The 26205-nt window shown below is 41.6% G+C and carries 24 protein-coding genes and 1 pseudogene; 7 read left to right on the top strand and 18 right to left on the bottom strand.

Translation table 11 applies throughout. The features are described from left to right. Positions 1 to 5: 5 nt before the first annotated feature. The 8 genes from MIS45_RS05940 to leuC all read right to left on the bottom strand — a co-directional run bounded on the left by MIS45_RS05940 (position 6) and on the right by leuC (position 5643). Entirely contained in the window at positions 6 to 938 is a 933-nt protein-coding gene (locus MIS45_RS05940) for an aldose 1-epimerase (RefSeq protein WP_249449855.1), read from the bottom strand. A gap of 240 nt (positions 939 to 1178) precedes the next feature. Next, a complete protein-coding gene (locus tag MIS45_RS05935) occupies positions 1179 to 1487 on the bottom strand; it encodes a hypothetical protein (RefSeq protein ID WP_249449854.1) in 309 nt (102 codons plus the stop codon). Positions 1488 to 1506: 19 nt separating this feature from the next. Continuing rightward, the gene (locus MIS45_RS05930; RefSeq protein WP_249449853.1) at positions 1507 to 1821 is read right to left on the bottom strand and encodes a hypothetical protein; all 315 of its coding nucleotides are present in this window, start codon (positions 1819 to 1821) and stop codon (positions 1507 to 1509) included. Next, a complete protein-coding gene (gene leuD, locus MIS45_RS05925; protein ID WP_249449852.1) occupies positions 1806 to 2444 on the bottom strand; it encodes a 3-isopropylmalate dehydratase small subunit in 639 nt (212 codons plus the stop codon). Before leuD ends, MIS45_RS05930 begins: the two co-directional genes overlap by 16 nt. Positions 2445 to 2514: 70 nt before the next feature. Continuing rightward, positions 2515 to 2772, bottom strand: coding sequence for a peptidyl-dipeptidase (locus MIS45_RS05920; protein WP_249445155.1), 258 nt, complete (start codon positions 2770 to 2772; stop codon positions 2515 to 2517). A 141-nt stretch (positions 2773 to 2913) separates the two neighbouring features. Next, on the bottom strand, positions 2914 to 3192 hold the full coding sequence (locus tag MIS45_RS05915; RefSeq protein WP_249448029.1) for a hypothetical protein: 279 nt from the start codon (positions 3190 to 3192) through the stop codon (positions 2914 to 2916). 163 nt (positions 3193 to 3355) lie between these two features. After that, positions 3356 to 4090: a hypothetical protein gene (locus tag MIS45_RS05910; RefSeq protein WP_249449851.1), complete on the bottom strand. Its 735-nt coding sequence runs from the start codon at positions 4088 to 4090 to the stop codon at positions 3356 to 3358. A 143-nt stretch (positions 4091 to 4233) separates the two neighbouring features. After that, on the bottom strand, positions 4234 to 5643 hold the full coding sequence (gene leuC, locus MIS45_RS05905; protein WP_249449850.1) for a 3-isopropylmalate dehydratase large subunit: 1410 nt from the start codon (positions 5641 to 5643) through the stop codon (positions 4234 to 4236). A gap of 603 nt (positions 5644 to 6246) precedes the next feature. Between leuC and MIS45_RS05900 the strand changes: the two genes are divergently transcribed. Together MIS45_RS05900 and panC are read left to right on the top strand one after the other, a co-directional pair. Continuing rightward, the gene (locus MIS45_RS05900; RefSeq protein ID WP_249449849.1) at positions 6247 to 8082 is read left to right on the top strand and encodes a peptidylprolyl isomerase; all 1836 of its coding nucleotides are present in this window, start codon (positions 6247 to 6249) and stop codon (positions 8080 to 8082) included. 121 nt (positions 8083 to 8203) lie between these two features. Beyond that, positions 8204 to 9040: a pantoate--beta-alanine ligase gene (gene panC / locus MIS45_RS05895; RefSeq protein WP_249441857.1), complete on the top strand. Its 837-nt coding sequence runs from the start codon at positions 8204 to 8206 to the stop codon at positions 9038 to 9040. A gap of 113 nt (positions 9041 to 9153) precedes the next feature. Here the strand turns inward: panC and MIS45_RS05890 are convergent, their stop codons facing one another. Then, a complete protein-coding gene (locus MIS45_RS05890; protein ID WP_249441856.1) occupies positions 9154 to 9741 on the bottom strand; it encodes an aminodeoxychorismate/anthranilate synthase component II in 588 nt (195 codons plus the stop codon). Positions 9742 to 10134: 393 nt separating this feature from the next. Here MIS45_RS05890 and MIS45_RS05885 point away from each other — a divergent pair, with 393 nt between their 5' ends. The 4 genes from MIS45_RS05885 (at position 10135) to recD (ending at position 15378) form a co-directional block, all read left to right on the top strand. Further along, entirely contained in the window at positions 10135 to 11157 is a 1023-nt protein-coding gene (locus MIS45_RS05885) for a tRNA dihydrouridine synthase (protein WP_249449848.1), read from the top strand. Positions 11158 to 11581: 424 nt separating this feature from the next. Further along, positions 11582 to 12382 carry a substrate-binding periplasmic protein gene (locus MIS45_RS05880; RefSeq protein WP_249447984.1) on the top strand — a complete coding sequence of 267 codons (801 nt, stop codon included), beginning with the start codon at positions 11582 to 11584 and terminating at the stop codon, positions 12380 to 12382. Positions 12383 to 12936: 554 nt separating this feature from the next. Beyond that, a complete protein-coding gene (mscL, locus tag MIS45_RS05875) occupies positions 12937 to 13377 on the top strand; it encodes a large conductance mechanosensitive channel protein MscL (RefSeq protein WP_249449847.1) in 441 nt (146 codons plus the stop codon). Positions 13378 to 13707: 330 nt separating this feature from the next. After that, a complete protein-coding gene (recD, locus tag MIS45_RS05870) occupies positions 13708 to 15378 on the top strand; it encodes an exodeoxyribonuclease V subunit alpha (RefSeq protein WP_249449846.1) in 1671 nt (556 codons plus the stop codon). 511 nt (positions 15379 to 15889) lie between these two features. Here recD and mnmA read toward each other — a convergent pair. After that, the gene (gene mnmA, locus MIS45_RS05865) at positions 15890 to 16984 is read right to left on the bottom strand and encodes a tRNA 2-thiouridine(34) synthase MnmA (RefSeq protein WP_249449845.1); all 1095 of its coding nucleotides are present in this window, start codon (positions 16982 to 16984) and stop codon (positions 15890 to 15892) included. Between the two features lie 321 nt (positions 16985 to 17305). Here mnmA and nrdA point away from each other — a divergent pair, with 321 nt between their 5' ends. Continuing rightward, complete coding sequence (gene nrdA, locus MIS45_RS05860) at positions 17306 to 19582, top strand: class 1a ribonucleoside-diphosphate reductase subunit alpha (RefSeq protein WP_249449843.1); 2277 nt, start codon at positions 17306 to 17308, stop codon at positions 19580 to 19582. Positions 19583 to 19760: 178 nt separating this feature from the next. Here the strand turns inward: nrdA and purH are convergent, their stop codons facing one another. The 8 genes and pseudogenes from purH to tatB form a co-directional block, all read right to left on the bottom strand. After that, on the bottom strand, positions 19761 to 21341 hold the full coding sequence (gene purH / locus MIS45_RS05855) for a bifunctional phosphoribosylaminoimidazolecarboxamide formyltransferase/IMP cyclohydrolase (RefSeq protein ID WP_249449842.1): 1581 nt from the start codon (positions 21339 to 21341) through the stop codon (positions 19761 to 19763). 46 nt (positions 21342 to 21387) lie between these two features. Further along, positions 21388 to 22089: a nuclease-related domain-containing protein gene (locus MIS45_RS05850; protein ID WP_249449841.1), complete on the bottom strand. Its 702-nt coding sequence runs from the start codon at positions 22087 to 22089 to the stop codon at positions 21388 to 21390. 25 nt (positions 22090 to 22114) lie between these two features. Then, positions 22115 to 22983 (bottom strand): annotated as a pseudogene (locus MIS45_RS05845) (DMT family transporter). A gap of 87 nt (positions 22984 to 23070) precedes the next feature. Next, positions 23071 to 23310, bottom strand: coding sequence for a Fis family transcriptional regulator (locus MIS45_RS05840; RefSeq protein ID WP_249441846.1), 240 nt, complete (start codon positions 23308 to 23310; stop codon positions 23071 to 23073). Between the two features lie 280 nt (positions 23311 to 23590). Then, positions 23591 to 23932: an SEL1-like repeat protein gene (locus MIS45_RS05835; protein WP_249446189.1), complete on the bottom strand. Its 342-nt coding sequence runs from the start codon at positions 23930 to 23932 to the stop codon at positions 23591 to 23593. A 71-nt stretch (positions 23933 to 24003) separates the two neighbouring features. Then, positions 24004 to 24819 (bottom strand): outer membrane protein assembly factor BamD, encoded by an 816-nt coding sequence (locus MIS45_RS05830; RefSeq protein ID WP_249446190.1) that lies wholly within the window; start codon positions 24817 to 24819, stop codon positions 24004 to 24006. A 142-nt stretch (positions 24820 to 24961) separates the two neighbouring features. Next, positions 24962 to 25714 carry a twin-arginine translocase subunit TatC gene (tatC, locus tag MIS45_RS05825; protein ID WP_249449840.1) on the bottom strand — a complete coding sequence of 251 codons (753 nt, stop codon included), beginning with the start codon at positions 25712 to 25714 and terminating at the stop codon, positions 24962 to 24964. Further along, on the bottom strand, positions 25711 to 26202 hold the full coding sequence (tatB, locus tag MIS45_RS05820) for a Sec-independent protein translocase protein TatB (protein ID WP_249449839.1): 492 nt from the start codon (positions 26200 to 26202) through the stop codon (positions 25711 to 25713). Before tatB ends, tatC begins: the two co-directional genes overlap by 4 nt. Positions 26203 to 26205: the final 3 nt, after the last annotated feature.

The following is a 26205-nucleotide window of genomic DNA, read 5'->3' as shown; positions in this document are numbered from 1 at the left end:
CTTTTTTACAGATATTCTAATTGATACAATGTGTTAAATGAACATTTTTCGCCTGCCGCTAATTCAATCAGGCCAATGTGATTATTAAACGCATCGGGCGCGCTGCTCAAATTTTCCAGCGCAATGCAATCGCGTTGTGGCGGCGTGTAGACTTGCACATAGGGATAGGCAGCATCGGGCATGATGCGTAACTGAATGTGTTCGCCTTGCAACACAACCGCAGGCGCGCTGAAATCTTCGGTCAGCACAAAGCAGTTGTCCAATTCAGTTTGTGCAATCGGCGTGGCTTGGCTGAATGTCGCATCGGCAATGCGTTTGCCTGTGGGTAATAGGGCAGGGCTAAATTCCAATTGTTCGCAGCTGCGAATGTGTAGTTGCCAATTTGCCATATTGCCGTCCACCGCAAAATACGGGTGCCAACCATCGGCAATCGGCAGGGGTTGGTCGCCAATATTGTGTATTTCTGTGTGCAGATGCAATGCGCCGTGTTCGCGCAAAGTATAGGTAATATTGATTTGATAATCAAAAGGATAACCATAAATATCGTGCTGATAAGTATGGCTTAATGTCAAACTGGCGTGTTGCGCATCGGCATGAGTCTGTTGCACGGTAAATTCAGCATCATAAATCAAACCGTGAATGGCAGAATCGCCAATTTTGTGTTTATGCGTTTGATAATGGCAGCCTGAAAATTCATATTGCGCGTTGGCAAGGCGGCAGACAAAGGGGCTGAGTTTGGCGCTGCGAAACAGTTGCGTGATATTGGTGCGCGCATCTTCGGGCGATTGAAATGCGGCGATGATATTGTGCCAATTTTGGTCGGGTTTTTTGATGGCAAAACGGTTGAGCAAGGCACCAAAAGGAAAAATCTCGGCTTGGTATTGTTGTGCGTCATCAGACAAAATAATGCGGTCGGAGTGTTGAGTAAGTGCGAACATGATGGTGTTTTTGAAAAATAATTAAAGAGAGTAATGATAACAAAAGGTAGCCTGAAAATGAATGCACACAGTATTTTGGGCGTACAAAAAATCTGCTTGCGCATTTTCAGGCTGCCTTATGTTCATAGGGGTTAATGTCAATTCGTTTTGTGTTTGTTTTGCTTTACAAGCCTGCTTCACTCGTAACCTAAATTGAACAATTTTTCCAAAAAACCAAAACAGCTATGCTGTCATTAGCATCTAAACACTCGTTTTTTCATAAAACAAAGTTAAATTCAATTTTTTTGCCATTTTTCCTGTTAAATCATCAATTTGTTGTAAAAATTTTGCTTCGGTTTTTCCGAACAAAACGGCGGTTTCCATTTGCCATAATAGATGTCCCTTGCTGTTTTTATCGTAAATATTTAATTTAATCAATTTATTATTAACAGAAAAACACAAAGGTTGTTGCTTATACATCAAACTAGATGGTAAACCCAATTCAATCTTTTGAATACACTTCTGATTTTGCCAAAACGTGATTTCGCGTTGGGCAAAATCTATGTGCACAAGCGGATTTTCAGGCAGCCTATGTACAAAAAAACGATGCAAAGGCGGTAAGAAATACCGCCAAAATTGCTGATAAAATCAACAACAAACAAAAAATCAAAATCAGAGGTATTGCCCAAAAATCTGGACAAGAAGCCCATGAATAACCCAATAAATCAAAAGTTCTGCGGACAACTTGCGTTTTATACCATTCGCGCGAATAAATGGGCGAAAAATACTGTTGCTGTGAAAATTCAAGCATGGGTTCTTGATTTTCCAACATTCGCAAAAGACGAGACACGGTTTCTTGTGCCGTCATCTCGTCTGTATTTTTTTGATTTAATTGAACAACCATGGCTGTTCGGCTTTGTGTTTTTCTTCAAAGGTTTTAATTTCATCGGCGTGCTGCAAAGTCAAACCAATTTCATCTAAACCATTGAGCAAACAATGTTTTCTGTGTTCGGTAATATCAAAATGGAAAACCGTGCCGCTGGGCGTGGTCAAACTTTGTTTTTCCAAATCAATAGTTAATTGATAGCCTTCGTTGGCAAAAGTTTCTTGGAATAATTGTTCCACTTGCTCTTCGCTCAACACAATCGGCAGCAAGCCATTTTTGTAGCAGTTGTTGAAGAAAATATCGGCAAAACTTGGCGCAATCACGGCGCGGAAACCGTAATCGTCCAAAGCCCAAGGCGCGTGTTCGCGCGATGAACCGCAACCGAAATTTTTGCGCGTCAGCAGAATTTGCGCGCCTTGATAACGCGGTTGGTTCAACGAAAAATCAGGATTGAGTGGGCGTTTGCTGTTGTCCATCCCCGGTTCGCCGTGGTCTAGGTAACGCCATTCGTCAAAGGCGTTGACACCAAAGCCGCTGCGTTTGATGGATTTGAGAAATTGTTTGGGGATAATCGCGTCCGTGTCCACATTGCTGCGGTCAAGTGGCGCGACAATAGCGGTAAGTTGTGTGAATGCTTTCATAAGTGATATCTCTGCGTTTTGATAATAAAAATAGCAGCCTGAAAAATATGTTTTCAGGCTGCATACCCGATTACAGTGGGTTCAGTTGTGATTCGTGGTGAACTTGAACTTGTGGAGTTTGGAAGTTTGGCGTGCCACCTTGGTATGAACGAACGTGCTCGCCTTGTTTGGCAACGGCTTGTTGTTGTTCGGTTAATTCTTGCGTATCTTTGCCTACGCCGTATTCAATGCGATTCCATTCACCTGAATCGCTGGTGATGTGGCTGCGTGTATCTGCGCAAGCTGCTAAGGTTACAACAACAGCTGCCAGTAATAATGTGTTTTTCATAGTTGAATCCTTGTTAAAAATTGAAAAAAGGGGTTAAACGGAGAGACCTTTTTTCATAAGCAATTTTGATGCAAATAATAGGTTTCAGGCTGTATTATTTGGAGATAGGCAGCCTGAAAACAGTAACCCATTTACCCAAAATTATTGATTGTTTGGTGTGCTAGGTGCAGTAGAGCCACCTGTGATGCTGCTGGTTGCTTTTTGGATAGCAGCATTTTTGCCAGAAGTTGCCGCATCTTTTGCAATCGCACTTGCGCTAGATGTGTTTGCGCCAGTTAATTTGCCTGTAATTGCAGTAGTTGCGGTTTCGGTTGCAGCAGATGTACCTGCATTGATGCTATCTTGAACAATACCAGAACCTGTGCCAGAACAAGCAGATAAGATGATGGCGCTTGCCAATGTTAAAGCAATTTTTTTCATGAAATAATCCTTATAAATAAAAATATCATCAAAACGCATGAAATTCATGCGGCGATTATTATTGCTGAAATTGGGTAAATGATTGGATTGTTTAACTTAATTTAACATATTTTTCAGGCTGCCTGAAAATTAAAGAGGATTGAATATGTAAAACTATTCCAAACTATTTTGGCATAAAATCATACGCCTGCACCACAGGCTTATCTTTTTCTTTAAAATCAATGTAATAATTATATGATTGGTCGGCGAGTGTGATTTTGCCGTCTTGGTCGCTGTCGGATTTGGTGGTGAAATAATAACGCTCCATTTCAGGCAGCCAGCGTGTTTCAATCAAAAATTCGTCATTTTTATGCAATTTTTGTAGATTTTCGCCTGTTTCATCGCTCAAATACAAAGCGCGTTCTTTGTGAAATGGGGCTTTTTCGTCCAATTTTTCTTGAACTTGATACACGAAATGGCGATAAAACTGGCGTTGTTTCACTTTTTGCTCATTTTCTTTATCGGCAATCGTAGCAATCACATATTCCGCACGATGAATGAATTGCGTATTGTGGGGAAACAGGGCTTTGGTTGCGCCCGTTTGTTTGTCTTCAAACACCAAATTGAACATCTTGCCCGATAGTTGATAATCGTACACATCAATGTAACTGGAAACGGTCTTGCCCGAACCTGAATACGATTTTTCGGCATATTGTTCTACGGCAGAAACCACGATTGGATGAATCAAACTGTTCACGCCTTTGAAATCAATCGGCAAATCCACTTTAATGGGTATACTGGGATTATTGGCTACCACATCAGATGCGGTTTCGGGATTGGGATTGGCTTCGCTGGCATTTTGGGCTTGATGACAAGCACTTAAAAGCAATAGCGATGTGATGAATAATTTGATTTTCATGCTGTTTTTTTCCTTTCAGGCTGTCTGAAAATGCGAGAAGGCAGCAAAATGCAGGGGACAATTTACTCCACAAAATCAAAATTTTTGAAATGGTGCAACAAGTTGCACCCTACATAAACTTTCAGGCTGCCTGAAATCTCATTTTACATCGTACGAATATCGGTAAAATGCCCCGTAACCGCCGCCGCCGCCGCCATTGCTGGGCTAACCAAATGCGTGCGACCGCCATTGCCTTGACGACCTTCAAAATTGCGGTTGGACGTGGACGCGCAACGCTGTTGCGGTTGCAAACGGTCGGCATTCATCGCCAAACACATGGAACAACCCGGTTCGCGCCACTCAAAACCTGCGTCCAAGAAAATTTTGTCCAAGCCTTCGCGTTCCGCTTGCGCTTTGACCACGCCCGAGCCAGGTACGACCAACACGCGCTGAACATTGTCGGCTTTTTTGCGCCCTTTCGCCACAGCCGCCGCTTGGCGCAAATCTTCAATGCGCGAATTGGTGCAAGAGCCAATAAACACGATGTCCACCGCAATGTCTTTCAAAGGCGTACCCGCTTGCAAACCCATGTATTCCAACGCCCTTTCCATGCCAGCGCGTTTGACTGCGTCTGTTTCATCGGCTGGGTTGGGCACTTTGCCGTTCACGTCCGCCACCATTTCGGGCGATGTGCCCCAAGTTACTTGCGGTTCAATGTCTTCGCCTTTGAAACGGAACACTTTGTCAAATTCCGCGCCTTCGTCCGACACCAAAGTGCGCCAGTATGCTACGGCTTTGTCCCAATGTTCGCCTTTGGGTGCGAATGGGCGGTCTTTCACATAATTGATGGTGGTTTCGTCCACCGCAACCATGCCTGAACGCGCGCCCGCTTCAATCGCCATATTGCACAAAGTCATGCGCCCTTCCATGCTCAAACTGCGGATTGCCGAGCCGCCAAATTCCACCGCATAACCCGTGCCGCCAGCCGTGCCGATTTGTCCGATGATGTACAGGGCAACGTCTTTGGCGGTAACGCCGTCTTTCAGGCTGCCTGAAACGTCAATCAACATGGATTTGGATTTTTTCGCGGTAATACATTGGGTTGCCATCGTGTGTTCCACTTCGGACGTGCCAATGCCGTGCGCCAAAGCGCCAAACGCGCCATGCGTGGACGTGTGCGAGTCGCCACACACCACCGTCATTCCCGGTAAAGTCGCGCCCTGTTCAGGCCCCATCACATGCACAATGCCCTGACTTTCGTCCATAAACGGGAAATACGCCAATGCGCCGAACTCTTTGATGTTGTTGTCCAAAGTGTCCACTTGCAATTTGGAAATCGGGTCTTTGATGCCGTCTGCGATTTCGCCTGTGGGGACATTGTGGTCGGCGGTGGACACCACGCTGTCAATGCGCCACAGTTTGCGTCCTGCCATTTTCAAGCCTTCAAAAGCCTGTGGGCTGGTTACTTCGTGTACCAAATGGCGGTCAATGTACAATAAAACCGTGCCGTCTTCTTCTTCGCGGACAACGTGGCTGTTCCAGAGTTTATCGTAAAGGGTTTGTGCTTGTGCCATGATTTTTGTTCTTCTATGTAAAGGGTTGAGTAAAAATTCAGCCGCGAGTTTAGACTTTTTAGACATAAATTGCAAGAATTGTTTTAAAATTTTTGGACAAATGATACAAAAATAGACAATTTGTCTAAAACAAGATGATTTAAAGTTAGAATAGAATAAATATAGCCGTTGAAATAGAAATAATTTAAGGATAGGTAACAGTAGGTACTGTCTACAAATTTAAGTGCATAAGGCAGCTAACACTTCTGTATTGTTTTGATTTAGAAGCTGTATTCACAATCTTAATAACTTGCTTTTATCGCCACTTTATGCGCCTACTGCGTTAACTTTTCATGCCAATATGTTCATTTCAGACGACTATAATGATTTTGCACAAATTTCAACCTATAAAGATGATTTCAGGCTGCTTATTTCTTGTAATCGGATAATCTGCTATACTTTTTCAATTTAAATGATTCCATGTTCAGGTAGCCTTATCTGTAAAATGATGGTCGTTTAGAAATAAAAATAATACTGTTGTCGTTTTATCTTATTTTTATTCTAAACAAACTATAAATAGGCAGCCTGAAAACTAACCCTTTAATTAAAATAGAATAAAATACAATGTTTCACGCTCTTGAAAAACATCGCACTCCTGCCCAAATTATGTTGGGTTTAATTGGTCTTTCTTTTATGTCATTTGGTCTGATTAGTTTTCAATCACGTCCAAATGATGCCTACATCGTCCAAATTGGCGAGCAAGTTATTACTCGTATGCAATTGGAACAAGCCATTCGCAACACCGAAGCATCGGGTGGGCAAGCTGACCGTCAAGCGGTTTTCCAAACATTGATGCAACAGGCTTATTTGTTGGAAGGTGCAAAAAAATTGGGAATTACTGCCTCTGATGAACAAATCAAACAATTCATCGTGGATATGCCCGATTTTCATACCAATGGACAATTTGATGCAAATAAATTCCAACAATTTTTGGAACACAATTATGCAAATGAACAAGCATTTATGGACGAATGGCGTGTTCGTTTAACAACGATGGCGATGCAACGATTACTGGTAAGCAATGTGTCGTCAGATTCACAAGCTACACAAATTTTGAATGCTACTTTGTCTCCGCGCACCGTTCGTTCTGCTGCGATTGACCCGCAAGCTTTTGTGGCACAAGTGAAAATTTCTGATGAAGAATTAAAAAAATTCTACGAAGCTAATCAGAAGAATTATGCTTTACAACAAGGCATTAAGTATGAATATATGGTTTTATCGCCAAAAGATTTGGCAGCAAAACAAATAGTGAGTAATGAAGAAATTCAACAAGCATTCAATGAAATGCAAGGCAGCCTGAAAGCCAAACGCACGATTGCACATATTTTAATTAATGCACCTAAATCAGCAGATGCAGATACGCGTGCTAAAGCAAAAGCCGAAGCGGAAAAAATTCTTTCCGAAGTAAAAGCAAAACCTGAACAATTTGCAGAGCTGGCAAAAAAATATTCGCAAGATGTTGGCTCCGCTAATAATGGTGGTATGCTGGGAGAATTTGCGCAAGATGGTCGTTTGGGCAGTCAATCTTTGGAAGATGCTGCTTTTGCGTTGAAAGAGGGTGAAATAAGTGATGTAGTAGAAAGTGATGCTGGTTACCACATTGCGCGTGTTACAGACATTAATACACCTGATTTTGAAGGACAAAAAGAAGAAATTCGTCAACGTTTGCAAGAACGAAAAGCACAAGCTGAATATGCCAAACTGGTGGAACAAGCAAGTGAATTGGCATTTGAAACACCTGATAAATTGCAACCTGCTGCTGAAAAATCAGGCGTTGAATTGCAAAAACAAGATGAATGGCTAACACGTGCCAATGCAAACAGCCTAAATGTGCCACAGCAAGTGGTTGATGCTCTGTTTGGTAATGAAGTTTTTACCAAAAAACACAATTCAGAAGCCATTAGTGTCAATGGGGTAACATGGTTTGTACGTGCAACCGAAACGCGCAACGAAAGCATTGAGCCATTTGAGCAAGTTAAAGCACGTGTGCAAGAAGATTTTGTTCGTTCTGAAAGTATCCGTTTGGCACGCGCTCATGCGGAAACCATGTTGAAAGATTTGCAAGCAGGCAAAGCGGTTTCTTTGACATGGTCTGCGCCAGAAGAAGTGTTACCATTGGAATTTCGCCAACATGCGCCACAAGTTGCGTATGAAGCTTTGATGAAAGCGATGCCGCGTGATGGTAAACCTGCATATACGCTGGTGGATATGCCTAATATGCCTGTTTTAACTGAAGTTAGCGCAATTAAAACAGTAGCAGATGATAAGCAGCAATTAGCCATGGCGCGTGAAAGTTTATCTGCTTTGAAAGGCGATGCTTTGGCACAGGCTTATATCGCCATATTGCAAAAAGAAATTCCAACCAAACAAGGTGCGGAAAAAGTTTCGGATAACGAGTAAACGAAATTTTCAGGCTGCCTATTAGTTAAAAGGCAGCCTGAAACCTTTAAAAAATCCTCATCTATTACTTATCTGTGGTTTACCAAGGTTTCAGGCTGAAATAATGAAGAAAGAATAAAAAATGAAAATTATCCATACTATCCAAGAATTGCGTGAGTGGCGCAAAACGGTATCCAACGTGGCATTTGTACCCACAATGGGCAATTTGCACGAAGGACATTTGGCATTGGTTAAACGTGCCAAGCAGGAAGCCCAATATGTTGTGGTCAGTATTTTTGTCAATCGCCTGCAATTTGGTCAAGGGGAAGATTTTGACAAATATCCACGTACTTTGGAACAAGACGCCGTGAAATTGCGCGATGCCGAAGTAGCGGTGATTTTTGCGCCCGATGAGCGTGAGTTGTATCCAAACGTGGCACAAAATTATCAAGTTGAGCCACCACATTTACAAAATGAATTGTGTGGCGCGTTTCGTCCCAATCATTTTCGCGGCGTGGCAACTGTTGTAACCAAATTGTTCAATATTGTGCAGCCCGATGTGGCGTGTTTTGGCAAAAAAGATTATCAGCAACTGACGATTATTCAGGGCATGGTTGCCGATTTAAATTCGCCAATTCGCATTATTCCTGTGGACACGGGGCGTGCGGCAGATGGTTTGGCATTGTCCAGCCGTAATCAGTATTTGAGTGAAGCTGAACGTACCGAAGCACCGCGTTTGTATCGCGTATTGCGTGATATGGTGGCAAAAGTGGCATCTGGCAACCATGATTATGTGGCACATGAGCGTGCTGCACGTCAAGAATTAGAAACGCACGGCTGGGTAGTGGATTATGTGGAAATCCGTGAACAAGGCAGCCTGAAAGTGGCGCGTTTAGGCGATAAACAACTGGTGGCATTAGCAGCGGCACGTTTGGGTGGTACGCGTTTAATTGATAATATTGAATTTGATGCAGCATAATCTTTCACGGTATTTGCATCACATATCTTTTCCAAAAATCCCTTATTGATGTATTTCAATAAGGGATTTGGGTTTTCAGGCTGCCTTATTGATAAGAAAGGCAGCCTGAAAAGTTATTTTACAGGACTAAAATGGGCAAATTCATCCAGAAAATTTTTCAACATATCATGTCCATGTTCCGTCAGCAAACCTTCTGGGTGAAACTGTACGCCTTCAATCGCATAATCACGATGTCGCACGCCCATGATTTCGCCATCGTCTGTCCACGCGGTAATCTGTAAATGTTCAGGCAAACTTTCGCGCTCAATAACCAAACTGTGATAGCGCGTGCAAATCACAGGATTGGGTAAGCCACGAAACACGCCTGTACCGTGATGATGCACAGGCGATGTTTTACCGTGCATCAACGTTTTGGCACGCACAACTTTGCCACCGAATGCTTCGCCAATCGTTTGATGTCCTAAACATACCCCCAGAATTGGCAATTTTCCTGCAAAATATTGCATGGCTGCCACTGAAATACCTGCTTCTTTGGGCGAACAAGGACCAGGACCAATGACTAAATATTGCGGTTGCAATGTGGCAATCTCGTCCAATGTAATATCATCATTACAACGCACCACCACATTTTGTCCCAATTCGCCGAAATATTGCACAATGTTGTAAGTAAAGCTATCGTAATTGTCTATAAAAAGTAACATTTTTATTATAATCCTTTGATTTTTATTAAATAATATTAAAAATTTTGTAAATTATACCTTACTTTATATATACTGCAAATCGACGTTAATTGTATAGTCGGTTAAAATAAAAATAATGCAGCGTTACCAACTCTCTAATATACACTTATTTGTACAATGCAAAACTCAAGGAGAATAGCGAAGTAGACTCGTACAGCTAAAAATACTCGCCCAAACTATCCATTGGCGAGTATTTTCAATGCGAAATTTTGAAAATTTTTAAAAAAACAATAATATACAAATCATTATTAACCTTGTGCCTCATACCTTTTAAATTTAAAAATGGTGTAAATATGGTACACCATATAGTCGGAAAAAGCAGGATAAAGTCGGATAAAGTAGGTAAAAAACGAAATGCAAAAACAAGAAAGTTTAAATAAAAACAAGGAACTTATTGATAATAATAGGGAAGGCAGATTAATACTCGCGCCGATGCAAGGGCTTTGTGATGATGTGATGCGCGACCTGCTCACACGCATTGGTGGCTTTGACGAATGCGTAAGTGAATTTGTACGCATCACGCATACCGTGCATTCCCGCAGTACATGGCTGCGACACATTCCAGAAATATCTAGTAATAATCAAACATTTGCAGGAATACCTTGTACCACACAACTATTAGGCAGTGATGCTGAGATGATAGCAAAAAACGCATTGGAAGTCGTACGTTTTGGCGCAAATAAAATAGACCTCAATTTTGGCTGCCCAGCGCCAACCGTGAATAAACATCAAGGTGGTGCGATTTTGTTGAAAGAACCCGAGCGAGTTTTTCATATTGTGAAAACATTGCGCGATAGGCTGCCTGAAAATATTCCACTCACGGCAAAAATGCGTTTGGGTTTTGAAAATAAAGATTTAGCATTGGAAAATGCACAAGCAATAGAGCGGGGTGGGGCGTGTTTACTAACCGTTCATGCGCGTACCAAAGTGGAAGGATATGAGCCACCTGCGCATTGGATTTGGGTGCGCAAAATTGCGGAACGCGCAGCTATCCCTGTGGTGGCAAATGGCGATGTATTTACATTAGATGACTATATTGCTATTCGGCGCGAAAGTGGCTGTGCCGATGTAATGTTAGGACGAGGTGCAGTTATGCGCCCTGATTTAGCGCGACAAATTAAACAATATCTGCGCGGTGAGACGGTTCAGGCTGCCTTATTTGACGATGAAATTCGGCAATGGATAATGATGTTTATTGATTTGTGTCTGCAAAAAGAACCGCATGGAAAATATGCAGTAGCACGATTAAAACAATGGCTAGGTATGATGAAAAGAGTGTACACCGAAGCAGAACAATTATTTGATGCTATTCGTTCGATGCGTGAAATAGATGAAATTCGGCGAATGATAGGCGATTTTTCGTTTACACAATCATAAAAAGGCAGCCTGAAACCTTTGCAAAACTCAAAATTGTAGGTCGAGTTCTTGAATCTAGCATTTTTATAGTCAAATGATACAGTGTCTCCAGCTTCCTCATTACGATTTGTACACAATGGTCACAGCCGCCTTGTCTTAATTTTATTTTAAATAACTGTAGTACAGTAAAACAAACAACGCTGTAATGGTTACTTTTATCATGCTAATTTTTTATGAAATATTGCTGTAAATCAAAATATTCTGCATAAAAATACCATCTAAATATCTCTATTTAGGTGCTTTATTTGGTAAAATGTCGTATTTTGAGAAGTTTAGATGCTGAAATTTTAAGAAAGATTAATTTCTTAATAAAACAAGTTAAAGATAAACTTACTCTGGGTTTATTTTTCATGTAGCACTCAAAATTCAATACGGAGAAATCAAAATGATTCGTACAAAAACCTTATTGACAACATTTTCTATGCTTGCTTTTTTGGTAGCATGCAGTGATAACAAAACAGCCTCATCAAACACAGAAAGTTCAACACCATCTGTAGCAGAAGCAGAGGTAAAAGTTTATCGTGTTTCATCAGAAGCAAATTATGAACCTTTTATTATTCGTTCTGCAGAAGGCAGACAAGACGGCTTTGAATTTGAATTATTGAGTGCCATTGGCGAAAAACAAGGCTTAAAATTTGAATTTAATCCACGCCCTTGGGAAGTACTATTCAGTGATATTACAGAAGGGAAAGCCGATATTATCAGTTCAGGTATTACAATTACACCTGAACGACAAGCAGAAATTGACTTCACCAACCCACACTTTGAAACCAGTACAGCGTTGCTCGTTGGCAAAAATCATCCAGAAATTAAGAGTTTTGCGGATATGCAAGGTAAAAAAATAGCAGTACAAACAGGAACATTGCAAGATACAATTGCCAAAAAATTTGGTGGAGAAGCAACAAGTGAAACTGGTACATGGTTAAGTGTAAAAGCAACTATGGCAGGACAAACTGCTGCTACTTTGGGCGATTGGGGTGCTATGTCTTATTATGCCAGCAAATACCCACAAGAAAATCTACGTGTGATAAAAAATGAACAGGCGACAGTAGAACAGTTGGGATTTGGTGTACGAAAAGGCAATGAAGATTTATTGAATAAATTGAATCAAGGCTTGGAACAAGTTAAAGCTGATGGTACATATGACAAACTACGTAGTAAATGGTTTGGAGAGTTAAAATCATAAAATATTGAATAAAGCAGCCTGAAGAAATTTTGCAAAGACTTTAGGCTGTCTTTGTTTTATTCATAAAAATATAGTTGTTTATATAGTGAATTCAATTTAAAACATTACGGCATTGCCAGCTCCCTTATGTACCACTTGTACACGGCAGTTGCTGTCACCTTGTCTTATTTTAATTTGAAACGACTATATTTAAAAAATATTAAGATAAAAGCATCCAACTTACGAATTTCCAGACAGTTTGAATAGGTTTTTCAAACATTTCATGTTGTAAAAAAGTTACTATTACACGATTAAAAATAATCAAGGAAATCCATATTGAACACAAAATGATAAGTAGGTTCAGTTCTTTGACTATACAGCATATTTCACAAAAAAGATGCAGTTAAATCACACACAATCTAAATAAAATAGGCTGTATTATTAAATAAAACAATGGTTTTCCATACATTATAAAAATATACAAATACATAATGCAAAAAATATCTGTATGATGCACACGCTTTCAGGCTGCGTACCTGAAATATTTTTTACACATACATTATTGGAGATTAAAAATGTCAATTAAACAAGAATTTAAAGAATTTATCATGCGCGGAAACGTGATTGATTTGGCTGTCGGCATGGTTGTAGGCACTGCATTTTCAGGGATTGTTAAATCTTTGGTAGATGATGTGATTATGCCGCCTATTGGCTTGATTTTGGGTGGCGTAGATTTTTCTAATTTATTTTTAACATTAAAAGATGGCGCTGATAAACCTGAAGCAGGTTATGCTACTTTGGAAGCTGCAAAAGCAGCAGGTGCAGTAACCATGAATGTGGGTTTGTTCATTAATACCATCATTAGCTTTTTAATTGTAGCATCTGCTATTTTCTGCGTAATTAAAGCCATTAATAGCATGAAAAAAGAACCTGCTCCAGTTGAAGAAGTACCTGCTGAGCCAAGTGAAGAAATTTTATTATTGCGCGAAATCCGTGATTCTTTGAGCAAAAAATAATTTTATTGCCATAAGAAAGCACCGTATCATAACGGTGCTTTTTTGTGTTTTTAAGGCAGCCTGAAAATACAGAATTGTTTTTATAGTCGGAAACCTTTGCAAAACTCCTAAAATTTGATATTTAAAAATTTTATTTTTTTGAATTTTAAGAAATTTATTTTTCAAAAAAGTTCAAAAAAATAGGGTTTTGCAAAGGTTTCAGTCGGTTAAAATAAACAAACAGCATTGCCAGCTACCTTATGTACTAGGTGTATACAGCAGTCACTGTTGCCTTGCCTTACTTTTTATTTTAACCAACTATACGAATTAAATTTATGATGACAACATAATATGAATACAGAATTAACTATCAATTTTGCCGCGCAAGCCGCACAATCTTTGTTTGCTCAAATAGAACCCAACATCGCGGCACAAGTTGCTCCCTTTATAGAACGACTATTTACCGCGTTTGCCAATGGGGACACATTTATCTATATCACACAAGAAGATGCAGATAAGCTTATCCATTGCACGCCAATAGTGGGAACGGATAGCAGCAGTCCGATTGTCTTACAAAATCGCCGTTTATTTTTGGCACGAAATTGGCAATTAGAACGCGAATTGGCACAACAAATCCAGCGGTTATCTGCCAATATAATACCTAGGCAGCCTGAAAATATAGCCGATAAATTGCGTACATGGTTTACCGATGCAGGTAGCCGCGACCAGCAAGCCGCGGCCGCTCTTGCGCTGATTAAAAATTTTGTACTGATTAGCGGTGGACCTGGAACGGGCAAAACCACCACAGTTGCGAAATTATTGGCTTTATTGTGCGATGAAACCTTACCACGCATTGCCTTGATTGCACCAACGGGCAAAGCTGCCGCGAGATTGTCGGAGGCTTTGCGCCGCGCCATTGCCCAAATACCCATGCTGCCTGAAAACGTAGCGGCACATTTGAACGCACTCAATGGACAGACCGTGCATCGTTTATTGGGTTTAACACCGCCACAAATGCAGCCTGAATTTCACGCCACTCATCGTTTACCTTTGGATATTGTTTTGGTGGACGAAGCATCTATGTTAGATAACCATTTGTTTCTGCAATTATTGTTGGCATTACCCGAGACTTGTCGCGTGATTTTGCTCGGCGATGCTAATCAGTTGCCATCGGTGGGTGCAGGGGCGATTTTGGCAGCTTTATCGCATCAACAAGAAATGCAGCCTGAAACTTTGGCGCAATTATTCGCGCTGCTGCCTGAACGCGAAGATTGGGGTACTGTATCGGAACAATACGCACGTCTAACTTTAAGCCATCGTTTTGATGCAGAAAGTGGGATTGGATGTTTGGCAAACAAAGTGCTTTCAGGCTGCCTTGATGCTTGGGAAACATTTGCACAATTTCCCGAAGAATTGAAAATAAAACAAAATCATATTGCCACATTAGCACATAAGCTATACGCACAACACAATGATTATTGGCGAGCTATTGAAACGCATAATGTTCAGGCTGCCTTTGCCGCACAAAATCGTTTAATCATACTGACCGCATTGCGACAAGATGCGCAGAAAGTAAATGAAACCTATCGTCAATTATTGCAACATCATGCGCGTGTACGTCCAGAAGCAAGCTGGTATGCAGGGCAAATGCTGATGATTACGCGCAATGCACCCACGCAAAAATTGTATAACGGCGATGTTGGTATTGTGATGCAGCCTGAAAATTTTGATGGATTAGTTGCCTGTTTTGCCGATGAACAACACGGTTTTCGTACCGTGCCATTGAGCCGCTTACCTGAACACGAAACGGCATTTGCAATGACGGTACACAAAAGTCAAGGTTCCGAATACGATGCGGTTTGGTTTATTGCACCACAGCACAGCATTGCCAGCCGTGCACTGCTGTACACCGCAATTACACGCGCAAAAAAACAATTTAGCTATTGGGGGGATGCAGCAAGTTTTCAGGCTGCCTGTGATAACTTGGAAACACGGCGTACCGCGTTGGCTATGTTTTTATAGAAACTAAGAACCTGTATTCACAACCTTGATAGCAAGCTGCCAAAATTATGAATACAGGTTCTAAGTAACAATTATTGCTGTATGATTTTAAGATAAAAAAATGGTGTGGGTAATCTATTTAACCCACACCAAAACACACACACATCAAGAGGAAAACAATTAAAGAATGAATCATACGAAACAAGTTGTTTTTCGCTACTCCGTTCTTCAATGCTGTGCAGTATAAAGGTATAGGAGAATAAGTGTTTTGACATAAATCAAGAAGTATATTATTTTATAAAAATAGTGCAAAGATATATTCTTATTCAAGCTTATGATTAGAGTTTTGTCGCTTTAATCTAATTTTAATATTAAAATAATATATACCCATCTTATAATGGGCGTAAAACAACAATGCACATCATTCATTTATAAATTAATATATTGATTATTAATAAAAATTAAAAAATAAATGCAGCCTGAAAACTTTTCAGGCTGCATTTATTTTTTAATTAGAAATAAGTAATTTTGTTTATACAATAATCACATCTTTATCTGTTGCGGTAATCACGCCACCACCCAAACAAATTTCGCCGTCATACAACACGGCAGATTGCCCGTGCGTTACTGCCCATTGCGGTTCATCAAACAGCAATTCTGCGGTTTCATCGTCCAAATATCGCAACTCACACGCGGCATCTGCCATGCGATAGCGCGTTTTGCAAGTGTAGCGACCTTCACGCGGTTTTTCAGGCAGCGTCCAACTTAAATCATTCATTTTGAGCGATTTTGTGAACAATAATTCGTGGTCATGACCTTGCACCACAATCAGTTCATTTTTCGGTAGATTTTTGCCAACCACAAACCAAGGCTCGCCTGCACCGCCAATCCCCAAACCTTTGCGCTGACCAATCGTGTAGAACGTCAAACCCACATGTTTGCCCACGATTTTGCCTTCGGGTGTAACCATATTGCCTTCGTGGGTGGGGAGGTATTTTTGCAAAAACTCACGGAATGGGCGTTCGCCGATAAAGCAAATGCCCGTACTGTCTTTTTTGGTGGCGGTAGGCAGCCTGAATTGTTCTGCCAAACGGCGCACTTCAGGCTTTTCCAAATCGCCCAATGGAAATAAGGCTTTTTGCAACTGATGTGGCTGCAAACGGTACAAGAAATAGCTTTGGTCTTTGTTGCCGTCCACGCCGCGCAGCAGATAATGCACATCATCGCGCACCATTTTTCGGGCGTAGTGTCCTGTGGCAATCGCTTCCGCGCCTTGCTCAATCGCATAATCCAAAAAACATTTGAACTTGATTTCGGCATTGCACAACACATCGGGATTGGGCGTTCTGCCTGCTTGATATTCTTGCAAGAAATAGGCAAACACTTTGTCTTTGTATTGCGCGGCAAAATTCACGATGTCAATGTCTATCCCGACAATGTCGGCAACCGCCATTGCGTCCAGCGAATCTTGTTTGATGCTGCAATATTCATCGTTGTTGTCGTCTTCCCAGTTTTGCATGAACACGCCGCGCACGTTTGCGCCTTGTTGTTTGAGCAAAGCGGCGGTTACCGAGCTGTCCACACCGCCTGATAATCCGACAATAATATTTTGTGATTGATACGGCATAATTTATCCAAATATGATTTAAGTGTAACTATTTTAACACAGCTATTAGAAGCTAATGGCAGCACAATTTGACGAAAAAATACACATTAAACCCTTATTAGGCAGCCTGAAAACCTGATATATCAACCTCTGTGCTAACTTACTGCTTTCTAATAAACTAAAAATAATATATAAAAATCAATTTGTTATAATATATAATAAGTTTGTCAAGACTATTCAGGCAGCCTGAAAAGCCGTATCATACGCATACTGGAATTTCATTTAGCAAAACGTACCTACCCAAAAATGCGTTTTGCCTTTAATTTTTTTAAGGTACACACTATGAATGCAAGCGTTATCAAAGTAACCAAACGAGACGGACGATTAGAAGCCATTGATTTAGACAAAATCCATCGTGTGGTGCAATGGGCGGCAGAAGGATTAAACAATGTTTCTGTCTCACAAGTGGAAATGAAATCGCACATTCAATTCTACAATGGCATTCGCACACAAGACATTCATGAAACCATCATCAAATCTGCTGCCGATTTGATTTCCGAAGAAACACCTGATTACCAATATTTGGCAGCTCGTTTGGCAATTTTTCATTTGCGCAAAATTGCCTATGGCGAATACACGCCACCTCATTTGTTTCAACATGTACAAAAATTAACCGCCGATGGCAAATATGACCCACACATTTTGCAAGATTACAGAGAAGAAGAGTTTAATGAATTAAATCAATATATTGACCATGAGCGCGATTTGAATTTTGCTTATGCTGCCGTCAAACAATTGGAAGGCAAATATTTGGTGCAAAATCGCGTCAACAAAAAAATCTACGAAAGCCCACAATTTTTGTATATTTTGGTGGCAATGTGCTTGTTTGCCAAATACCCCAAAAACACACGCTTGGATTATGTGAAACGCTTTTATGATGCAGTATCGCAATTCAAAATTTCCTTGCCCACACCGATTATGTCGGGCGTGCGCACACCTACACGCCAATTTTCCAGCTGCGTGCTGATTGAATGCGATGATAGTTTGGACAGCATCAATGCCACTACTTCTGGAATTGTGAAATACGTTTCACAACGCGCAGGCATTGGCATCAATGCAGGACGTATTCGTGGTTTAGGTAGTGAAATTCGCGGTGGCGAAGCCCAACATACGGGTTGCATTCCGTTTTTCAAAATGTTTCAGGCAGCCGTTAAATCGTGTTCTCAAGGTGGGGTGCGTGGCGGTGCAGCCACTTTATTTTACCCATTGTGGCACATTGAAGCAGAAAGTTTGCTGGTGCTGAAAAACAACCGTGGTGTGGAAGAAAATCGCGTACGCCATTTGGATTATGGTATTCAAATCAATAAATTAATGTACACGCGTTTGATTAAAAACCAAGACATTACCCTATTTTCTCCCAATGAAGTACCAGGTTTATACGAAGCCTTTTTCGCCGACCAAGATGAATTTGAGCGTTTATACACCCAATACGAGCAAGATGAATCCATTCGCAAACGTGTTTTGCCAGCTGCCGACTTGTTTTCCATTCTGATGCAAGAACGCGCGGGCACAGGTCGCATTTACATTCAAAATGTTGACCATTGCAATACCCACAGCCCATTTAACCCCAAAGTTGCCCCTGTTCGCCAATCCAATTTATGCTTGGAAATTGCCTTGCCCACCAAGCCATTAAATAACATCAATGATGAAAATGGCGAAATTGCACTGTGTACCTTGTCCGCATTCAATTTGGGTGCCATCACAGAATTAAGTGAATTTGAAAATTTGGCGGATTTGACGGTTCGTGCTTTAGACGCATTATTGGATTACCAAGACTACCCCGTTCCTGCTGCCCAAAAAGCCACGATGAATCGCCGTACTTTGGGTGTCGGTGTCATCAATTATGCCTATTATTTGGCAAAAAATGGGGTGAAATACAGCGATGACAGCGCAATTTCCTTGACCCACCGTACATTTGAAGCCATGCAATATTATTTATTGCGAGCATCGGTAAATTTGGCAAAAGAATATGGCGCATGCCCCTTATTCCACGAAACCACATATTCAAAAGGCTTTTTACCCATTGATAGCTATAAAAAAGATTTGGACAAATTCTGCACCGAACCTTTGCATTTAGATTGGGAAACATTGCGCGCCGACATTGTGAAACATGGCTTACGCAACAGTACCTTAACTGCATTGATGCCCAGCGAAACCAGTTCTCAAATTGCCAATGCCACCAATGGCATTGAGCCACCGCGTGGATTGGTAACGGTCAAAGCATCAAAAGATGGTATTTTGAAACAAGTTGTGCCCGAATTTGAACAATTGAAAGGGCAATATGAAACCTTGTGGCAAATGGGTGGCAACGATGGTTATTTGAAATTGGTGGGCGTGATGCAAAAATTCATTGACCAAGCCATTTCTGCCAATACCAGCTATGACCCAAAACGTTTTGAAGGTGGTCGTGTTCCCATGAATCAAATGTTGAAAGATTTGTTATCAGCATACAAATATGGTGTAAAAACATTGTATTACCACAATACACGTGATGGCGCAGATGATGTGCAAACTGATTTACAAGACGATGGTTGTGCAGGTGGAGCATGTAAAATTTAATCATTAAAAATATTCAGGCAGTCTGAAAAGTAATTTTGTTTTTTCAAGCTACCTGAATATTTTTAATCACAATCGTACCAAATATTCTGCCAAAATCAATTTTATAGTGAATTCAGGCAGCCTGAATTACCAAAATACGGCTTTTCAGGCTGCCTGAAACTTCATTTATCCAACAAAATCAATGACGGAAATGACGCACCCCCGTTACCACCATCGCCATGCCATGCTCGTCCGCAGCCGCGAACACTTCTTCATCGCGCATAGAACCTGCTGGGTGAATCACCGCTTTAATTCCTTGCTCGGCAATCACGTCCACGCCATCGCGGAACGGGAAAAACGCGTCCGATGCCGCACACGCACCGTTCAAATCAAAACCGCCGTCTTGGGCTTTACGCGCGGCAATGCGGGTGCTGTCCACGCGGCTCATTTGACCTGCGCCAATGCCGTAAGTCTGACCGCCTTTGCCAAACACAATCGCGTTGGATTTCACAAATTTCGCTACATTCCACATAAACAGCAAATCTTGCCATTCTTGCTCGGTGGGTTGGCGTTTGGACACGACTTTCAAATCCGCGCGTGAAATTTGATGAATATCAGGCGTTTGTACCAACAAGCCACCGCCCACGCGTTTCAATTCAAAACGGTTCGCGCCTGCCTGCAAGGGAATTTCCAATACGCGCACATTTTTCTTTTCCGCCAAAATCGCCAATGCTTCGGGCGTGAATTTGGGCGACATAATCACTTCCATAAATTGATTGTCCGTGATTTGTTTGGCGGTCGCGCCATCTACTTCGCGGTTAAAGGCGATGATGCCGCCAAATGCGCTGGTGGAATCGGTCGCATACGCCAAACGGTAGGCGTTCAACGTATTGTCTGCCACCGCCACACCGCAGGGATTGGCGTGTTTCACAATCACACAAGCGGGCTGTTCAAACGCTTTCACCGCTTCCCAAGCCGCGTCCGAATCCGCAATATTGTTGTAAGACAATTCCTTACCTTGCAACTGAGTGTAGGCGGACAGGCTGCCTGCGGCTGGGTAAATGTCGCGGTAAAACGCGGCTTGTTGGTGCGGATTTTCGCCATAACGCATTTCTTGAACTTTCAGCCAGCTTTGATTGAATTGTTGTGGGAATGCGTTGATTTGTGGCTCGCCCGACAATTTTTCATCGGACACGCTGGTCAAATAATTGGCAATCATGCCGTCATATTGCGCGGTGTGGCTGAATGCTTTGCGCGACAAATTAAAGCGCGTTTTGTCGGACAATTTCGCGCCATTTTGCTGCATTTCGGCGATGATGTCGGCAAAATCCTGATTATCGGTAACAATCGCAACGTGTTGCCAGTTTTTCGCGGCAGAACGCACCATTGTCGGACCGCCGATGTCAATGTTTTCAATCGCGTCTTCCAGCGTGCAGCCTGCTTTCGCAATCGTGGCGGCAAAGGGATACAAATTCACGCACACCAAATCAATGCGGTCAATGCCGTGTTCGCGCATGGCGGCAACGTGTTCGTCCAAATCGCGTCTGCCCAAAATGCCGCCGTGAATTTTCGGGTGCAGCGTTTTCACGCGCCCGTCCAACATTTCGGGAAAGCCTGTGTAATCCGCCACTTCAATTACGGGAACATTGGCTTCGGCAAGCATTTTTGCCGTGCCGCCTGTGGACAAAATTTCAACGCCCATCGCATTCAGGGCTTGGGCAAATGCGACAACGCCTGTTTTGTCGGACAGGCTAATCAATGCGCGTTGGATATTTGGCATAAAACATTATTCCTTATACAGAAAATTAAATGAAAACAGAAAAAAATTAATTGGATTGAAATTGCTGTAGATGGGCTTGCACGCGCTCAGGCGTGGCAATCCAACTTTCTTGCGACAAAATCGTACAGGCTGCCTGAATTGTATCATTATTCAAGATTTCTTGTTCAAATGATTGAATATAATTAATAAAATTGGATTGCAAACAAACATTTGGTGGAAAAGGCGTTTTGAGTTGGCATTCACGATGTGTGAACGCAACCACCGAGTGAAAATGTGTTTCAGGTAAATTCAATAATTCCGATAAGGCTTTGATATGTCTGTAATTTTGATGTAATGGATTTTTAAACGAAAATTTACTGTGACGCGATAAAGTGTGTGTCCACATTTTTTGCTGTTCTTGTCCGTAAATCCAACCCGCAAAGTATTTGGTTTCAATCACAAAAATTCCAAACGGCGACACAATAATGTTGTCAATTTGGGTAGTGCGAGTGCGGCTTGGAATGATTAAATTATGAAAATAATGATAAATATTTCTATCCAATTGATTTAATACTAGAACTTTAATAATTTGCTCACCAACGGCACCTTTCTTTTCGTTAAGATTGGTTTTTGGGGTAATAGGCTTTTTCTCACTTTTAGGGAGTGTACATTCACTATCTTGTGCATGAGAACTCTGCGATAAAAGCCATACCAATGGCAAAACAATGATAAAAACAAATAAAACTATTAAAAATAAAGTACTAAACATATTTTTATATTCCATTTTTGCTTTTTCAGGCTGCCTTATCCAAAAATCTGGGGATTAATGCTGCGGCTATGGTAGCAAAAATAATCAAGGCGGCGCCACTCCATGACAACTAGGCTTAATCGTTCTCCAAGAAATATCACGGCTAACAATACGCCAAATAGGGGTTCAAGTGTGGTCAATAAACCTGATAAGTTAGCGGAAACGCTGCTCATGCCTTTGTTCCAGAGTAAATAAGCAAGCCAACTGCATGCGATGCCCATATATAAAATACTCAAACTGCCGTGCCATGTCCAATGAATAGTGAAACTATCGGCAAGAATTAGGGTAAAGGGTAGGCATAAAATTGCGCCTAAAACCATTGAACAAGCGGTATAAGCTGGTACACCAATTTCATCAATCAATTTGCGTGTGGGTCGCCAAATCAAACTAAATAGAAAACTACTCAATAAAATCAATATACTGCCTAGCAAACTGGCTGAACCACCACTTTCTGCTCCGCCCATAACCAGCATGGCAACACCAATAAAGGCAAATACGCCTGTAAGCCAATGAAACCAACGCGCTGGGTCGTGAAACAGGAAATGTCCGACAAATACCATAATCAGTGGTTCTAATCCAATTAATGTAACGGCGCTAGCGGCAGATGTGTATTGTAAACCAATGAATTGTAATAATAAAATAATCACATAATGACACAGCGATAAAATAATTAAGGGTTTATACGCATGCTTGGGAATTTTGCTTTTGTATCGCAAGGCAAGGGGGGAGCATGATGAGTGCTGCAATCAACAAACGTGCTTGTACCAACATGGCTGGGGACAGCATAGTAAAAGCGGATTTGGCAACGATGAAGGAGCTGCCCCAAATAATAAGTGCGATAATTTGATAAAGCATAATGGGCTTTCGGTTTCAGGCTGCTTTTGTGAAATAGACAAAAGCAGCCTGAAAAACGCAATAATACGTTTTCAGGCTGCCTGAATATTAATCAATAATATGATGTTGCAATAATTTTTTGCGCAAAGTATTGCGATTCAAACCAAGCATTTCAGCGGCTTTGGATTGATTACCTTCGCATTGTGTTAGCACAAATTGCAGTAGGGGTTTTTCTACTTGAAACAAAACCATATCGTAAACGCCACAAGGGGTTTCGCCATTTAAATCATGAAAATATTGAGCCAAATTCTGCTCAATGCAGTCAGCAATATCGGGTATGTGAGGCATGGTAAACAGTGTGTGAGATTATGTAAAAATGTGTATTTTATCGTTTTTTAGGCAGCCTGAAAATGGGCATTCAACGTTTCAGGCTGCCTTTTATAGTGGATTCAATTTAAATCAGGACAAGGCGACAGCGACCGCCGTGTACACATAGTACATAAGGGAGCTGGCAACGCTGTACTGGTTTAAATTGAATTCACTATATCGTTGGCTCAAATAAAAATCATACTAAGGTTTAAATACTAAGAAGTTGCCTTGCCTTATTTCTATTTTACACAACTGTATTTTATTGCATTTCTGCCAATGCTTGTTTGGCTAATGTAGCGGTTTCCGCATTGGCGGTTTGTGTCGCTGCTTTGGTGTACCATTCGCGTGCTTTGGTGAGGTCTTTTTTGGTTCCTTCGCCATCTTCATACAGCGTGCCGAGCAAATATTGTGCTTCGGGGAAACCTTGTTCTGCCATGAACTTAATCCGCAAAAATGCGCGCTGGCTATTACCATTTTGCAAATCTTGGTTAGCAGCTTTCATGGTCAAACGATAAGAATACACTTGCGCTTCGGTATGTTTGGGTGCGGCAATGGCAAATGCACTACTCAATAACACAATAGCAAGAAATGTTTTTTTCATAATAACTTTCTGATAAATAAAATAAACTTTCAGGCTGCCTCATCATAATGCAGCCTGAAAATAGGTGTGATTTATTCGCTACGTCGCCACCAACCCCACCATGGCATACTGTTATTTTGCGCCCAGCCTTTTTGCAAATAAGGGCTTTCGGGGAAGTTTTGTTTCAGGATACGCATACTATCATCCGCTAATTGCTGATTACCCATTTTTTGGTAACTGTAAATCATGATTGCCAATGCTTCTTCTACATAACGCGTATTTTGGTATTGGCGAATCACGGATTGTGCGCGATTATTAGCAGCCAAGAATGCACCGCGTTTGGCATAATATTGTGCGATTGCCAATTCGTGTCCACCCAAAGCATCTACCAGTTGTGCCATGCGTTTGCTGGCATCTTCCGCATATTTACTTTCGGGAAAGCGTTTAACTAATTCTTCAAAAGCACGAAATGCGCGGCGATTGGCTTCTGGGTCGCGGTCTGACCAATCTTGTGAAGCCAGTTTACGCAAGAATGATTGGTCTTCATCAAACAACACCAATCCACGCAAATACAAAGCATAATCCATGTCCACGCTGGCAGGAAAGTTGTGCATAAACCGCGCCAAATCAGCTAATGCTTTGGCAGGTTCTTCATTTTTATAATGCGCGTAAGCTGAATCCAGTAGCGATTGCTCGGTATAACGCCCATCGGCTTGGCGTGAACGTAAAATTTCGTACAATTTGACTGCACGGTCATAGCGACCACCGTTTAATTCATCTCGCGCTTCGCGATACAAGCGGTCGTGCGACCAATCTTGAGTAGCTTGTACATCTTTATCAACAGCAGTATTGCTGGCACATGCAGCAAGTATCAGCGCAGCAGTTATCAGTAAAACGTTTTTTTTCATGGATGGATTTTCCTGTTGAAAATTTCAGCGGAATTATAACCGCAAAATAGGATAAATTCGCAAACTGTTTTTTTCAGGCTGCATTTTGTGTAATAAAAAGGCAGCCTGAAAGCTGTGCAAACTGTATTTCAGACCCTGTTTTTCAGGCTGCCTCATTATTTTGGCGTGGTTTGATGATACGGCATGCCAGTAAGCCTGTTTCATACAATAATAACATCGGCACAGCTAACATCATTTGGCTCAACACATCGGGGGGCGTAACCACAGCAGCAATCACGAATGATGCCACAATCACATAAGGCCGCGCCACTTGAAGTTGTGCCAATGAAATCACACCCATGCGATGCAGCAAAACGACTGCAACAGGCGTTTCAAAAGTCATGCCAAATGCAATAAACATACCCAAAACAAACGATAAATATTTGTCTATATCCGTTGCCATATTCACACCACTCGGTGTCATGCTGGCAAAAAATTTAAAGACAATCGGAAACACCAAAAAATAACAAAATGCCATGCCTATCGCAAACAAAATCAAGCTAGACAAAATCAATGGCGCAATCAAACGCTTTTCGTTTTGATACAAAGCAGGCGCGACAAACGCCCAAATTTGATACAAAGTATGGGGCAAGGACACCAAAAACGCCGCCATCAACGCCACTTTCAGCGGCACAAAAAACGGTGCGACCACATCAGTCGCAATCATGCTAGTATTTTGTGGTAGCACGCTCATCAATGGTTGTGCCACCCATGCATACAAATTTTGCGCGAATGGAACAGCAACTAAAAAACATAATGCAATACCCACAATCGTCCACACCAAACGGCGGCGCAATTCCAGCAAATGTTCCACCAAAGGCTGCATTTTTCCACCTTCGGGCAATGATTCACTCATCGGCGACTCCTCAATTTGGGTGTGGGGCGATAACGTGGGCGCATATCTCGTTTGCGTGTCATCGCTTGTTTACGCAAAGATTTGATTTGCCATGACATATTTTTCAGGCCACCTGAATCTGCCACAGACAAAGATTGCTCCATTTCGTTCACGCCAAAATCGGCAGGCGTTTTTTGTTCAGGCAAACGCTCCCATGCAGGCAAAATTTCACTTGAAATTTCATCAGTTTGTTTTTGAATGTGTTTGCCAAAATCTTGCAAATCGTGTTTGATATTTTCCGCTGCGTGAGTCAAATCTGTTTTCACTTGATTGAATTCGGCAATTTGGGCATTGCTGGCTAATTCACTTTTGACATTTGCTGCCAAGCGGTGAATTTTACCAATCCACTCTCCTGTTTTACGCGCAACAATCGGCAGACGTTCGGGCCCCAGCACAATCAAAGCCACCACGCCTGCCAACATCATTTCTGCGAAACTGAAATCAAACATATT

This window comes from Wielerella bovis (assembly GCF_022354465.1).
In the GTDB taxonomy this organism is placed as follows: domain Bacteria; phylum Pseudomonadota; class Gammaproteobacteria; order Burkholderiales; family Neisseriaceae; genus Wielerella; species Wielerella bovis.
The sequence above is the reverse complement of the archived record's forward strand: the minus strand, read 5'-3'. Positions and strand labels throughout refer to the sequence as shown.